Source organism: uncultured Amnibacterium sp., assembly GCF_964250715.1.
GTDB lineage: Bacteria > Actinomycetota > Actinomycetes > Actinomycetales > Microbacteriaceae > Amnibacterium.
In genome coordinates this window covers 1-13,093 of the sequence record NZ_CAXUGX010000004.1, presented here as the reverse complement: position 1 = coordinate 13,093, position 13,093 = coordinate 1, and the positions used below count along the sequence as shown (strand labels likewise).

General features: G+C 68.2%; 13 protein-coding genes. 10 read left to right on the top strand and 3 right to left on the bottom strand.

Going from position 1 to position 13,093, the window contains the following annotated elements; all coding sequences use genetic code 11:
• Nucleotides 1–7 precede the first annotated feature (7 nt).
• Nucleotides 8–2,119 carry a transketolase gene (gene tkt, locus ACFE7H_RS05320; RefSeq protein WP_375400183.1) on the bottom strand — a complete coding sequence of 704 codons (2,112 nt, stop codon included), beginning with the start codon at nt 2,117–2,119 and terminating at the stop codon, nt 8–10.
• Nucleotides 2,120–2,265: 146 nt separating this feature from the next.
• Between tkt and ACFE7H_RS05315 the strand changes: the two genes are divergently transcribed.
• Complete coding sequence (locus tag ACFE7H_RS05315; protein WP_375400182.1) at nt 2,266–3,207, top strand: heme o synthase; 942 nt, start codon at nt 2,266–2,268, stop codon at nt 3,205–3,207.
• Nucleotides 3,208–3,380: 173 nt separating this feature from the next.
• Here ACFE7H_RS05315 and ACFE7H_RS05310 read toward each other — a convergent pair whose 3' ends face one another.
• Nucleotides 3,381–4,307, bottom strand: coding sequence for a heme A synthase (locus tag ACFE7H_RS05310; RefSeq protein WP_375400181.1), 927 nt, complete (start codon nt 4,305–4,307; stop codon nt 3,381–3,383).
• Between the two features lie 309 nt (nt 4,308–4,616).
• Here ACFE7H_RS05310 and sufB point away from each other — a divergent pair, with 309 nt between their 5' ends.
• The 5 genes from sufB to ACFE7H_RS05285 are packed head-to-tail and all read left to right on the top strand — an operon-like array spanning nt 4,617 to nt 8,728.
• Nucleotides 4,617–6,035: a Fe-S cluster assembly protein SufB gene (gene sufB, locus ACFE7H_RS05305; protein WP_375400180.1), complete on the top strand. Its 1,419-nt coding sequence runs from the start codon at nt 4,617–4,619 to the stop codon at nt 6,033–6,035.
• 14 nt (nt 6,036–6,049) lie between these two features.
• Nucleotides 6,050–7,282 carry a Fe-S cluster assembly protein SufD gene (sufD, locus tag ACFE7H_RS05300; protein ID WP_375400179.1) on the top strand — a complete coding sequence of 411 codons (1,233 nt, stop codon included), beginning with the start codon at nt 6,050–6,052 and terminating at the stop codon, nt 7,280–7,282.
• Nucleotides 7,279–7,614 carry a non-heme iron oxygenase ferredoxin subunit gene (locus tag ACFE7H_RS05295; RefSeq protein WP_375400178.1) on the top strand — a complete coding sequence of 112 codons (336 nt, stop codon included), beginning with the start codon at nt 7,279–7,281 and terminating at the stop codon, nt 7,612–7,614. The genes sufD and ACFE7H_RS05295 overlap by 4 nt, the downstream gene beginning before the upstream one ends.
• Nucleotides 7,615–7,631: 17 nt before the next feature.
• The gene (gene sufC / locus ACFE7H_RS05290; RefSeq protein WP_375400177.1) at nt 7,632–8,396 is read left to right on the top strand and encodes a Fe-S cluster assembly ATPase SufC; all 765 of its coding nucleotides are present in this window, start codon (nt 7,632–7,634) and stop codon (nt 8,394–8,396) included.
• A complete protein-coding gene (locus tag ACFE7H_RS05285) occupies nt 8,396–8,728 on the top strand; it encodes a metal-sulfur cluster assembly factor (protein WP_375400176.1) in 333 nt (110 codons plus the stop codon). Before sufC ends, ACFE7H_RS05285 begins: the two co-directional genes overlap by 1 nt.
• 166 nt (nt 8,729–8,894) lie before the next feature.
• Here the strand turns inward: ACFE7H_RS05285 and ACFE7H_RS05280 are convergent, their stop codons facing one another.
• A complete protein-coding gene (locus ACFE7H_RS05280; RefSeq protein ID WP_375400175.1) occupies nt 8,895–9,488 on the bottom strand; it encodes a biotin transporter BioY in 594 nt (197 codons plus the stop codon).
• 102 nt (nt 9,489–9,590) lie between these two features.
• Between ACFE7H_RS05280 and ACFE7H_RS05275 the strand changes: the two genes are divergently transcribed.
• From ACFE7H_RS05275 to ACFE7H_RS05260, 4 genes are all read left to right on the top strand, one after another.
• Nucleotides 9,591–11,189: an ABC-F family ATP-binding cassette domain-containing protein gene (locus ACFE7H_RS05275; RefSeq protein WP_375400174.1), complete on the top strand. Its 1,599-nt coding sequence runs from the start codon at nt 9,591–9,593 to the stop codon at nt 11,187–11,189.
• A gap of 310 nt (nt 11,190–11,499) precedes the next feature.
• Entirely contained in the window at nt 11,500–11,901 is a 402-nt protein-coding gene (locus ACFE7H_RS05270) for a hypothetical protein (protein WP_375400173.1), read from the top strand.
• Between the two features lie 389 nt (nt 11,902–12,290).
• Nucleotides 12,291–12,755 carry a hypothetical protein gene (locus tag ACFE7H_RS05265; RefSeq protein ID WP_375400172.1) on the top strand — a complete coding sequence of 155 codons (465 nt, stop codon included), beginning with the start codon at nt 12,291–12,293 and terminating at the stop codon, nt 12,753–12,755.
• A gap of 67 nt (nt 12,756–12,822) precedes the next feature.
• On the top strand, nt 12,823–13,093 hold a 271-nt coding region (locus tag ACFE7H_RS05260), incomplete at its 3' end, for a hypothetical protein (RefSeq protein ID WP_375400171.1).

The following is a 13,093-nucleotide window of genomic DNA, read 5'->3' as shown; positions in this document are numbered from 1 at the left end:
GTTCTCCTTAGCCGACGGATGCGCCGGTCAGCGCACCCAGGGATTCCTTGGCGGAGGCGACCACGTGTTCCGTGGTCAGCCCGTACTTCTCGAACAGGGTCTTGTAGTCGGCGCTGGCACCGAACTCCTCGACCGAGACGCTGCGGCCGGCGTCGCCGATGTAGCCGCGCCAGCCGAGGGCGATCCCGGCCTCGACCGAGACCCGCGCCTTCACCTCGCCGGGCAGCACCGATTCGCGGTACTCGGCCGACTGCTCCTCGAACCATTCCAGGCACGGTGCGGAGACGACCCGGGCGTTGATACCGTCGTCCTTCAGCTTCAGACGTGCCTCGACGGCGATCTGCAGCTCGGAGCCCGTCGCGATCAGGATCACGTCGGGGGTTCCGCCGGGCGCCTCGGCGAACACGTACGCGCCCTGCCGCACGCCTTCGGCCGATGCGTAGACATCGCCCGTCGCCGGGCCGTCGCCTCGCTCGTAGACCGGGATGTTCTGCCGCGTCAACGCCAGTCCCGCCGGACCCTTGCGCCGCTCCAGCACGGTCTGCCAGGCGACGGCGGTCTCGTTCGCGTCGCCGGGGCGGACGATGTCGAGCTGAGGGATCGCCCGCAGCGCCCACAGCTGCTCGACCGGCTGGTGGGTCGGCCCGTCCTCGCCGAGTGCGAGTGAGTCGTGCGTCCAGACGTAGATCGTCGGCGCCTTCATGAGGGCCGCCAGTCGCACGGCGGGCCGCATGTACTCGCTGAAGATCAGGAACGTGGCGCCGAACGCGCGCGTGTTGCCGTGCAGCACGATGCCGTTCAGGATCGCGCCCATCGCGTGTTCGCGGATGCCGAAGTGCAGCACACGGCCGTACGGATCGGCCTTCCACATCTTGGTCGCGCGTTCCGGTGGCAGGAACGATCCCGCTTCTTCGATCGCCGTGTTGTTCGACTCCGCGAGGTCGGCCGAGCCGCCCCAGAACTCCGGCAGATGCGGAGCGATCGCGTTGATGATCTGGCCGGAGGCGACTCGGGTGGAGACGTCCTTGCCCGCCGGGAACTCGGGCACGTCGGCGAAGGCGTCGTCGGGCAGCCGGAAGTCGAGCAGGCGGTCCAGCAGCGCCTTGCGCTCCGGGTTCGCCTCCGCCCACGTCGTGAAGTCCTGCTGCCACTGCTCGTGGGCCGCACGGCCGCGATCGATCGCCTGCCGGGTGTGCTCGATCACGTCGTCGGCGACGTCGAACGACTTGTCGGGGTCGAAGCCGAGCACCGTCTTCAGCCCGGCGACCTCCTCCTCGCCCATGGCCGAGCCGTGGATCTTGCCGGTGTTCTGCTTAGTGGGGGAGGGCCAGCCGATGATGGTCTCGAGCACGATGATCGACGGCTTGTCGATGACCGCCTTGGCCGCCTCGATCGCGTCGTGCAACTCGGCGACGTCTTCGACGTACTCGCCGGTCTTCTTCCAGTCGACCACCTGCACGTGCCAGCCGAGCGCCTCGTAGCGCGCCGCGGTGTCCTCGGAGAGGGCGATGTTCGTGTCGTCCTCGATCGAGATCTGGTTCTTGTCGTAGAACAGGATCAGGTTGCCCAGCTGCTGCGAGCCGGCCAGCGAGGAGGCCTCGTTGGTGATGCCCTCCTCGATGTCGCCGTCACTGGCCACGACGTAGATGAAGTGGTCGAAGGGACTGGTGCCCGGCGCCGCGTCGGGGTCGAACAGGCCGCGCTCGAACCGGCTCGCATAGGCGAAGCCGACGGAGGAGGCGAGGCCCTGGCCGAGCGGGCCGGTCGTGATCTCCACGCCGTCGGTGTGCCCGTACTCCGGGTGTCCCGGGGTCTTGGAGCCCCAGGTGCGCAACTGCTGCAGGTCCGTCAGTTCGAGTCCGTAGCCGCCCAGGTAGAACTGGATGTACTGCGTGAGCGAGGAGTGACCGGCCGACAGGATGAACCGGTCGCGGCCGATCCAGGTGCTGTCGCTCGGGTCGCGGCGCATGACCTTCTGGAAGAGCAGGTAGGCCAGCGGGGCGAGGCTGATCGCCGTCCCGGGATGCCCGTTGCCGGTCTTTTGCACGGCGTCGGCGGCGAGGACACGCGTGGTGTCCACGGCCTTCTGGTCGATGGATTCCCAGTTCAGCGCTGGCACGAGATACGACCGACCTTCCGGTGAAATTGTGAGCGACCCGTACGTCAGCCGCCACTCGAGTATAGGAATGCTGACACTCGACATCGTGTCGTCGGTGCCTCTCGGGCGGGAAGGCCCCGCCTGCGATTCACATACAATTGCCACCGGTGACTCCAGCACTCCAGGGTGAACAATCCCCTCCGCGCGCCGCGGCAGCGCGACCCCGCAGGGCTCGTGCGAGCGAGCGTGCGCGCGCGTATCTGTCGCTGACGAAGCCGCGCGTCGTCGAGCTGCTGCTGGTCGAGACGCTGCCGGTCATGATCCTCGCCGCCCATGGCCTGCCGAACCCCTGGGCGGTCGTCGCCACGCTGATCGGCGGGTCGTTGTCGGCCGGCGCCGCCAGCGCGTTCAACTGCGTGATCGACCGCGACATCGACCGGGTCATGCATCGCACGCGAAATCGTCCGTTGGTCACCGGAGCCTTGACCACCCGACAGGCGCTGGTGTTCGCCTCGGTACTCACCCTGGTGTCCACGCTGATCCTGCTGACGACCACCTGGCTCGCCGCCGCGCTGTCGGTCACGGCGATCGCCTTCTACGTGTTCGTCTACACCCTGTGGCTCAAGCGGCGCACGGAGCAGAACATCATCTGGGGCGGCATCGCCGGCTGCTTCCCGGTGCTGATCGGCTGGGCGGCGCAGACCGGCACCCTGGCTCCGGCCGCCTTCGTGCTGTTCGGCGTCGTGTTCCTGTGGACGCCGCCGCACTACTGGCCCCTGTCGATGCGGTACCGCGACGACTACGCCGCCGCACAGGTGCCGATGCTCGCGGTCGTGCGCAGCCGGGGTCAGGTCGGCCTGCAGACGGTGCTCTACGCCTGGGCGACCGTCGCCTGCTCGCTGCTGCTGATCCCCGTCGCGCACGTCGGTCCGGTCTACGGCATCGTCGCGCTCGGTTCGGGCATCTGGTTCATCGTCGAGACGCACCGCCTGTACGCGGACGCGATCGCCGGCCGAGAGCCGGTACCCATGCGGGTGTTCCACGCCTCCATCGGCTACCTGTCGCTGCTGTTCCTGGCGATCGCCATCGACCCCCTCCTCTTCCACTGAGCCTTTTCCGCCGAGCCTCCCTACTGAGCCGCCCCACTCCGCCCCACCGCGGGCGCGCGAGCACTCAGCGCGATAGCAGGACCAGGTCCCGACGGCAGGTCGCCTGTCGACAGGCAACCTGCTGACGAGACGTCGACCTGCTGACGGGACGGCGGCACGGCCGCCGGCACGCGTCAGCGGCTGATGACGACGGGGCGCCGCAGGGTGAATGTGACCGCACTGGCCGCGGCGACCAGGCAGGCGGAGAGCAGTTCGTGGATGCCGACCAGGTAGGGCGGCAGGCCGTTCCGGGCCTGCACGATGCCGATGACGATCTGCGCCACCTCCACGGCGACGAGCGCGATCACCACCCGACGGGTGAGGCCGAGCCGCAGCGCGGCGACCAGCAGCACGATGCTGACGAGCACGAGCGCGTAGGCCGGGTAGCTGTGCAGCTCTTGTAGCACCACGGGGTCCAGGCCGTTGCGGCCGTGGTCGGCGGACTGCGCGCCGGCGTGCGGGCCTGAGCCGGTGGTGACCACGCCGAGGCCGACGGTCACCGCGACCAGCACGGCCATCAGCGCGGTTGCGGCGGCGAACCACGGCGGGACGACGAGCCGGCGGAGCCCCGGGGCGCTGCGGGCACGCACCACGAACGCCGTCATCAGCACGACGAGCACCATCGAGAACACGAAATGGGCACCCACGACCCACGGATTCAGGTGGGTCAGCACCGTGATGCCGCCGAGCACCGCCTGCGCCGGGATGCTCAGCAGTTGCAGCACCGCGAGCAGCGTCAGGTCACGGCGCTGCCGCCAGGTGCGAACGGCGACCACGACCGCGGCGAGGGCGATCAGCACCAGGGCGACCGTCAGCAGCCGGTTGCCGAACTCGATCACGCCGTGGATGCCGAGTTCCGGCGTCGTCGTCAGCTGCGTGCCGCATCGCGGCCAGGTGGGGCAGCCGAGGCCCGAGTCGGTCAGCCGCACCAGCCCGCCGGTCCCCACCAGCAGGATCTCGGCAGTGAGCGAGACCCGGGCTGCGGCCCGCACCAGCGCGGGAGCAGAACCAGGCGGTGGGCCGGGCACGACCGCCCCCGGACGCTCGCGGGTGGCGGTCATCGGCTGCTCCTGACGGTGTCGGTATCCGCGGCTAGGATCATGGGGCGGCCTCGGCCTGCATCACGGGTCGAAACGCATCGGTCGATTCGGGCCGCGGCGGTTGTGCCGGGCACCCGCCGGCGGCGACCGGCGCCAGCGGCCTTGCACGTGGGCTGGCCTTCCACTTGGAATGGCCTGTAGTTGAAATGGTAGGCCGGGCGGCGCAACGACCCGCGCGGAATGCCTCGGCAGCGGCGCCGGTTGATCAAGGAGTGCCGGCCGTTCGCGGCGGTACCACCGAAGCAGTGCGATGGAAGTAGAGGAACCCGTATGTCGGATGTCCTGATCGATCGACCCGAGCTCGCAGGCCTCGGCCAGTACGAGTTCGGCTGGGCCGACTCCGACGTCGCCGGAGCATCCGCCAGGCGCGGGCTGTCCGAAGCGGTCGTCACCGACATCTCCCGGCGCAAGAACGAGCCCGACTGGATGATCAAGAACCGGCTGAAGGGTCTGGCCCTGTTCGGCCGCAAGCCGATGCCCACCTGGGGTGCCGACCTGACCGGCATCGACTTCGACAACATCAAGTACTTCGTCAAGTCCACCGAGCGTCAGGCGCAGACGTGGGAGGACCTGCCCGAGGACATCCGCGCCACTTACGAGCGCCTGGGCATCCCCGAGGCGGAGCGGCAGCGGCTGGTCGGCGGCGTCGCCGCGCAGTACGAGTCCGAGGTCGTGTACCACCAGATCGCCGAGGAGTTGGAGGCGAAGGGTGTCATCTTCATGGACACCGACACGGCGTTGAAGGAGCACCCCGAGTTCTTCACCGAGTACTTCGGTACCGTCATTCCGGCCGGCGACAACAAGTTCGCCGCGCTGAACACGGCGGTCTGGAGCGGCGGCTCCTTCGTCTATGTGCCGCCGGGGGTGCACGTCGACATTCCTCTGCAGGCATACTTCCGCATCAACACCGAGAACATGGGGCAGTTCGAGCGGACGCTGATCATCGCGGATGAGGGCTCGTACGTGCACTACATCGAGGGCTGCACCGCGCCGATCTACAAGAGCGACTCGCTGCACTCGGCCGTCGTCGAGATCGTCGTGAAGAAGAACGCCCGCGTGCGGTACACGACCATCCAGAACTGGTCGAACAACGTCTACAACCTGGTCACCAAGCGGGCGATCGCCCACGAGGGCGCCACCATGGAGTGGATCGACGGCAACATCGGCTCCAAGGTGACGATGAAGTACCCCTCCATCTATCTGGTGGGCGAGCACGCTCGCGGCGAGACCCTGTCCGTCGCCTTCGCAGGCCCCGGCCAGCACCAGGACGCCGGCGCCAAGATGATCCACATGGCGCCGTACACGCAATCGTCGATCGTCTCCAAATCGATCGCGCGCGGCGGCGGACGGGCCGGCTACCGCGGCGAGGTGCGGGTGGACGCCAACGCGCACCACTCCGCCAACACCGTGCGCTGCGATGCCCTGCTGGTCGACACCATCTCGCGCTCCGACACCTACCCGGCCATCGACATCCGCGTCGACGACGTGCAGCTCGGCCACGAGGCGACCGTCTCCAAGGTCAGCGAGGAGCAGCTCTTCTATCTGATGAGTCGCGGCATGCCCGAGGACGAGGCGATGGCCATGATCGTGCGTGGCTTCATCGAGCCGATCGCCCGCGAACTGCCCATGGAGTACGCCCTCGAGCTGAACAAGCTCATCGAGATGGGCATGGAAGGCAGCGTCGGCTAGACGCCGCGCACCCGATGAAGGAGACAGAGACACTCGCAACGCCCGATGGGCGGACCGCCGAGGTGGTGACCGGCACCGGCACGCGGCCGGGCATCATTGCTGACGCAACCACCTCCCACGGCACCCAACCGATCCAGACGCGCAACGAGCGGTTCAGTTCCACCGACGTCACGGCGTTCCCGAAGGTCACCGGCCGCGAGGCGGTTTGGAAACTGACGCCGATCGCCGACCTGAAGTCGCTGATCGACGGTCGGTTGACCGGCGATGGCCTGGAGTGGAGCGCCGCGATCGACGGCGCCGAACCCGGCTCGGTCGTCTCGTTCGTCGGTCGGGACGATCCGCGGATCGGGCTGGCCGGCATTCCCGAGGACCGCGCCGCCGCGAACGCCTGGTCCTCGTTTGAGCGGGCGATGGTGCTGCGCATCGACGGCGACACCCCCGTGCACGTGCAACTCGACCGCAACGTGTCCGCCGAGCCGACGGCACTCCACACCATCGTGGACGTAGCGCCGAACGCCTCCGCCGTCATCGTGCTGCGGAACACCGGCTACGCCGATCTCGCCGAGAACATCGAGATCCTGGTCGGCGACAACGCGCAGCTCACCTTCGTCAGCGTGCAGGAGTGGGACGACGACTCGCATCACGTCGCCAGCCACTTCGCGACGGTCGGCCGGGACGCGCGGCTGAAGCATGTCGTCGTCTCGCTCGGCGGCGGCATCGTGCGGGTCAATCCCTCCGTGACGCTGGCCGGTCCGGGCGCCGACGGTGATCTGCTCGGGCTCTACTTCGCGGATGCGGGCCAGCATCTGGAGCAGCAGGTGTTCCTGTTCCACAAGGGCGACCACACGCGCGGCCGCGTCAACTATCGCGGTGCGCTGCAGGGCGACGGCGCCCACACCGTCTGGATCGGTGACGTGCTCATCGGCCCGGACGCGACCGGCACCGACTCGTACGAGCAGAACCGCAACCTGGTGCTGACCGAGGGCACCAGAGCAGACAGCGTGCCGAACCTCGAGATCGAGACCGGCGACATCGCCGGCGCGGGGCACGCCTCCGCCACCGGCCGCTTCGACGATGAGCAGCTCTTCTACCTGCAGGCGCGGGGCATCCCGGAGTCGCAGGCCCGGCGGTTGGTCGTGCGCGGCTTCCTCGCCGCGATCGTGCAGCAGATCGGCGTCCCTGAGCTGGAGGCCCGGCTGCACGAGGCGATCGAGGCCGAACTGGCGGGCGACGGGTCGACACGATGAGCGAGCGCGTCTGCGCGGTCGACGAGCTGATCGTCGACCAGGCACTGCGGGTCGTGCTCGACGGCACCGCCGTCGCCGTGGTCCGTGACTCCACCGGCACCGTGCACGCCATCGGCGACACCTGCACCCATGGCGACATCTCGCTGGCCGAGGGCTTCGTCGAGGATGACACCCTCGAGTGCTGGGCGCACGGCTCCAAGTTCTCGCTGGCGACCGGCCGCCCCCTCACCCTGCCGGCCTACCAGCCGGTCCCCGTCTTCCGCGTCACCGTCACCGGCGGCGACGTCTACATCGACCCGACCCCCGTCCCCGACGGGGAGCTGCCCGCGTAGCGGGCGGAAGGAACCACATGTCCACCCTTCAGATCGCCGACCTGCACGTCAGCGTCACCACCGACCAGGGCGTCAAGCAGATCCTGCGCGGCGTCGACCTGTCGATCGCCGAGGGCGAGACCCACGCGGTCATGGGCCCCAACGGGTCCGGCAAGTCCACCCTCGCCTACACGATCGCCGGTCACCCCAAGTACACGGTCGAGTCGGGATCCATCACGTTCGACGGGCGGGATGTGCTGGCGATGACCGTCGACGAGCGGGCGCGCGCCGGACTCTTCCTCGCGATGCAGTACCCGGTCGAGATCCCCGGCGTCACCGTCTCCAACTTCCTGCGCACCGCCAAGACCGCCGTCGACGGCAAGGCTCCCGCGCTGCGCGGCTGGGTCAAGGAGGTCCGCGATTCGATGACCGCCCTGCGCATGGACCAGGTGTTCGCCGAGCGCAACGTGAACGAGGGCTTCTCCGGCGGCGAGAAGAAGCGCCACGAGATCCTGCAGCTGGAACTGCTGAAACCGAAGTTCGCGGTGCTCGACGAGACCGACTCCGGACTGGACGTGGACGCGCTGAAGATCGTGTCGGAGGGTGTGAATCGCGCCAAGGCGGCAACTGGCCTGGGCGTCCTGCTGATCACGCACTACACCCGCATCCTGCGGTACATCCGCCCCGACTTCGTGCACGTGTTCGTCGCCGGCCGCGTCGCCGAGGAAGGCGGGCCCGAGCTGGCCGACCGGCTCGAGGACGAGGGCTACGACCGCTTCCTGACCCCGGCTACGGTGGTCTGATGGCTACCGCAACGCTGGCGCCGGAGCGCTTCGACGAGATCTCCGAGGCGCTGAAAGACGTCGTCGACCCCGAGCTCGGCGTGAACATCGTCGACCTGGGACTCATCTACGACCTGAACTGGGACGACGAGACCGACGCGCTCGTCATCAGCATGACCCTCACCTCCGCCGGTTGCCCCCTGACCGACGTCATCGAGGACGAGACCGCGCAGGCGCTCGACGGCCACGTGGAGCGGTTCCGCATCAACTGGGTCTGGATGCCGCCGTGGGGCCCCGAGAAGATGACCGACGACGGTCGCGAGATGATGCGGAGCATCGGCTTCCAGATCTGAGTTTGCGAGTCGCGGAGCGACCCGCAAATTCAGAGACCGTGCTTATCGGTCTTCGACGTGTACACACGTCGAAGACGTCGTGGGTGCTCCGGTCGGCCGAACAAGTCGACCGACCTCCGGTTCTGCAGGTCGGCTGACCGGGCGGGCCGCGTTGGCCGGAGCTCGGTCAGTGGGTGCGGTCGGCTCGTGCCACCAGCGCCCAGGCGCCTCTGAGGACGCCCGCCGCGATCGCCGCCTTGACGATGCCGCCCACGATGAAGGGCGTGAAGCCCGCCGCGATCGCCTCCGGCGCCGATAGGTGGAGCACGACGGCCAGCCACGGCACGCCCACGATGAACACCACCACCGACCCCGCGACGAAGGCGAGCAGGCCCCGCACCAGCCTGCGCTCCACCTGCCGCTGCGCGAGCCAGCCCGTGAAGGCCGCGGCCAGGATGAACCCGACGATGTAGCCGCCCGTCGGCCCCAGCAGCACGGCGAAGCCCGACGCATGGTCCGAGTAGATCGGCAGTACCAGCCCTGCCACCGCGTACAGCAGCATGGATGCCGCTCCACGGGTAGCACCGAGCGTCGCGCCGGTCAGCAGCACGGCCAGGGTCTGGCCGGTGATAGGGACCGGCCAGAGCGGGATCTCGACCTGCGCCAGCACGGCTGTCAGCGCCGCACCCCCCACGACGAGGGCGGCGTCGACCGCGAGGCGGCGGGGCAGCAGTCGGTCGGCCAGGACGGCACCGGAAATGGGTAGGGCTGCGGTCGACACCGGGCTCCTTACGGAATGCGGTCGTGTGGTCGGCACCTACACTAGAGGGCTGCTTTCACGGCAGTTCCATCCGTCCCGTCGATCAGGAACCCGAGGTGTGTTGTGCTCGCCGTGCACGACCTCGAGATCTCCGTCGGCGCCCGCCTGCTGATGTCCGACGTCGAATTCCGGGTCGGCGCGGGCGACAAGGTCGGCCTGGTCGGCCGCAACGGCGCCGGCAAGACGACGCTGACGAAGGCGCTCGCCGGGCAGGCGCAACCCACCGGCGGCCGCATCGAACGCAGCGGCGAGATCGGCTACCTGCCGCAGGATCCGCGCGCCGGCGACCCGGAGCAACTGGCCCGCACCCGCATCCTGGACGCCCGAGGACTCGGCACCGTGATGCTGCAGCTGACCGAGGTGACCGAGCGGATGGCCGATCCCGACCCGGCCGTCGCCGAGAAGGCCCTGAACCGATATCCGGTGATCGAGGAGGAGTTCCTGGCCCGTGGCGGGTACGCGGCCGAAGCCGAAGCCGCCGCCATCGCCAGTAATCTGAACCTGCCTGACCGAATCCTGGAGCAGCCCCTCTCCACGTTGTCCGGCGGCCAGCGGCGGCGGATCGAGTTGGCCCGCATTCTGTTCTCGGACGCCTCCACGCTGATCCTGGACGAACCGACGAACCACCTGGACGCCGACTCCGTCGTCTGGCTGCGCGACTTTCTGAAGACCTACAAGGGCGGCGTGATCGTGATCAGCCACGACGTCGACCTGGTCGGCGACGTCGTGAACCGCGTCTTCTACCTGGACGCCAACCGCCAGGTGCTGGACATCTACAACATGGGCTGGCGCGCGTACCTGAAGCAGCGCGAGAGCGACGAGCAGCGCCGCAAGCGTGAACGCACGAACACCGAGAAGAAAGCCGGAGCGCTGCAGCTGCAGGCCGCGAAGATGGGTGCCAAGGCGACCAAGGCGGTCGCCGCCCAGAACATGGTGCGCCGAGCCGAGCGGATGATGGCCGGCCTGGAGGAGGTGCGCCAGGTGGAGCGCGTGGCCAAGCTGCGCTTCCCCGATCCCGCACCGTCCGGCCGCACCCCGCTGATGGCGCGGGACCTCAGCAAGTCGTACGGGTCGCTCGAGATCTTCTCCGCCGTCGACCTGGCGATCGACCGCGGCTCCAAGGTCGTGGTCCTCGGGCTGAACGGCGCGGGGAAGACCACGCTGCTGCGCATCCTCGCCGGCGTGGACGCCCCCGACACCGGAGCGATCGAACCCGGCCACGGCCTGCGAATCGGCTACTACGCCCAGGAGCACGAGACCATCGACGTGGCCCGCAGCGTGCTGGAGAACATGCTGTCCGCCGCCCCGGCGCTCTCCGCCACTGAAGCGCGGCGGGTGCTTGGCTCGTTCCTGTTCACTGGCGACGACTCCGCGAAACCCGCAGGCGTGCTCTCCGGCGGCGAGAAGACCCGCCTGGCGCTCGCCATGCTCGTGGTCTCCGCCGCCAATGTGCTGCTGCTGGACGAGCCCACCAACAATCTGGACCCCGCCAGCCGCGACGAAATACTCGGCGCTCTCGCCGAGTACGCCGGAGCCGTCGTGCTCGTCAGCCACGACGAGGGCGCCGTGGAAGCCCTGAACCCCGAGCGCGTGCTGATCATGCCGGACGGCACCGAGGACCACTGGAACCCCGACTACTTCGACCTGATCAGCGTGAGTTGACGCGCCGCCGCTGCTGCGGCGCGTGTCGTGGGTGGTCCGGTCGGCCGAATGAACGGCCGAGCTCCCGCTGTCGGGAATGGCTGGCGGCTGTGGGCAACTCGCTTGTGGAGAAACTTCGCTGAGGCTGCGCGCCCTGTCCTACCGTGGCTGCATGCGACGGGGGATCACGGGCAGCGCGGCTCTCGGTCTGGGGCTGGCCGTGGCGGCCCTGCTCACGGCCTGCAGTTCTGTCGAGCCCGCGACACCTATTTCCCGCAACCCAGGTGAGCCCTCATCTTCCACTTCTGCACCTCCGAGTCGAGAAGCTTTCGTGCGACAAGCCGAAGACGTCTTTCGCGACTACACGGACGTTAGTAGCGAAGTGGCTCGGGATGGGGGGAAGAGTCCAGAGCGCCTCACCCCATATCTGAGTAAAGTCGAGTACATCGGTGATGCGGCAGGCGCCAAACGAATTGCAAACCGTCACTATCGCGCCGTTGGGAAATATGAGGCTCGTAACTTCACGCCTCAGATGGTCGACGCAGCTTCCGGCGAACTTCGTGCGTATGTCTGCCTGGATTCCTCGAACGCTGGTTTCGTCGACGCTCATGGCAACTCAGTTCAAAGCAGAGCTGTTACTGCTGAGAGAACCGTCCTTGTGACGTTCCGTCGCGAGGGGCAGCGACTCATCATCGATCGGAACGAGACATGGTCGGGCAATTCCGTTTGCTGACGATCGGCATACTCCTGGTTTTCGGGATCCAGGCGAGCGCCGGTGCGAAAGGAGCAGCAGACGGCTGGTTGGGTGACACTCTGGATTCCGCTTTGAGCGGGGATACGCACGCGACGGTGAAGGGGGATCATCTCGACCTTCATGCTTCCCGTTCTCGGGCGGAAGGCGGGCGGACTTCGGCGGGGAAGAGTGGCGTGAAGCGGTCCGTCGCGTGCGGGGCGACACCGCCGTGTCCGAGGCCAGCGCCGGCGCCGGCGCCGAAGACCTTGAGGGGATATCTGAAAGCCGAGTACGGGGCTGTGCCGTTGCCGTACCTGTTTCAGCAGGATCGAGCGTTGCCGCTCTTGCCGCCAGAGGTTATTCCTCAGAGGCCGGTGGTCGTGCCGGCGATGGCCCCGCGGGTGGTGACGGCGAACGATGTGGAGCGGTTCCTTCCGGTGCAGGGGGTGCTGCATTCCGAGCCCCGTGGGTGGGCTGTGGTCGGGGTGCCGGCGAACTTCTGGGTGGTGGTCGCGCCAGCAACCGTCGACGGACGCTTGTTCGATACGCCGGTGCAGGTGCGGTTTACGCCAACGGAGTACTTGTGGGAGTACGGCGACGGTGAAGTCGCCCAGACCCAGACGCCGGGGGCGTCGTGGGCGTCGCTCGGTCAGGAGGAGTTGACCGCGACCCCGACCGGCCACGTGTATGCGCAGCGGGGGAAGGCGACGGTGTCGGTTCGGGTCGGCTACACCGCCGAGTACCGGGTTGAGGGTGGTGACTGGGTCGCGGTGCAGGGCGAGGTCATCGCTCCGGCACCGCCGGTACCGATGCTGCTGGTCACCGAATCCACCGTCCTCACCGCTGCGCCCTGACCGACCCTCATTTTCCTCGAAGACACTGTCGATTGGGAGTGTCGGTGGTGTGGTGTTGAGTAGTGCCATGTTCGATAGTTGGTTCGATGCCATGGCGTCGGGGGGACCCGATGAGTGGTTCGATCCGGATGTCGATGACGAGTTCCTGCAGTCCCTCCCGCTGGAGGCGTGGGATCCGCCGGACCCGGACGACGATCTGCTGGATCCGCCGATCGAGCTCGGGACCGCGGCGGCGACGGATGAGGCCCTGATCCGGCTGCGCAAGACCACGCGGTGGAGTCACGTGTCGGAGGCCCGCCGGTTCGAGGCGCTGCTGCTGTCGATGGACGCCATCCACG

Coding starts and splice junctions, on each gene's coding strand:
- sufC (WP_375400177.1), top strand. CDS start 7,632: ATGTCCACCCTTCAGATCGCCGACCTGCACGTCAGCGTCACCACCGAC.
- ACFE7H_RS05295 (WP_375400178.1), top strand. CDS start 7,279: ATGAGCGAGCGCGTCTGCGCGGTCGACGAGCTGATCGTCGACCAGGCA.
- sufD (WP_375400179.1), top strand. CDS start 6,050: ATGAAGGAGACAGAGACACTCGCAACGCCCGATGGGCGGACCGCCGAG.
- ACFE7H_RS05265 (WP_375400172.1), top strand. CDS start 12,291: ATGGCCCCGCGGGTGGTGACGGCGAACGATGTGGAGCGGTTCCTTCCG.
- ACFE7H_RS05310 (WP_375400181.1), bottom strand. CDS start 4,307: ATGACCGCCACCCGCGAGCGTCCGGGGGCGGTCGTGCCCGGCCCACCG.
- sufB (WP_375400180.1), top strand. CDS start 4,617: ATGTCGGATGTCCTGATCGATCGACCCGAGCTCGCAGGCCTCGGCCAG.
- ACFE7H_RS05285 (WP_375400176.1), top strand. CDS start 8,396: ATGGCTACCGCAACGCTGGCGCCGGAGCGCTTCGACGAGATCTCCGAG.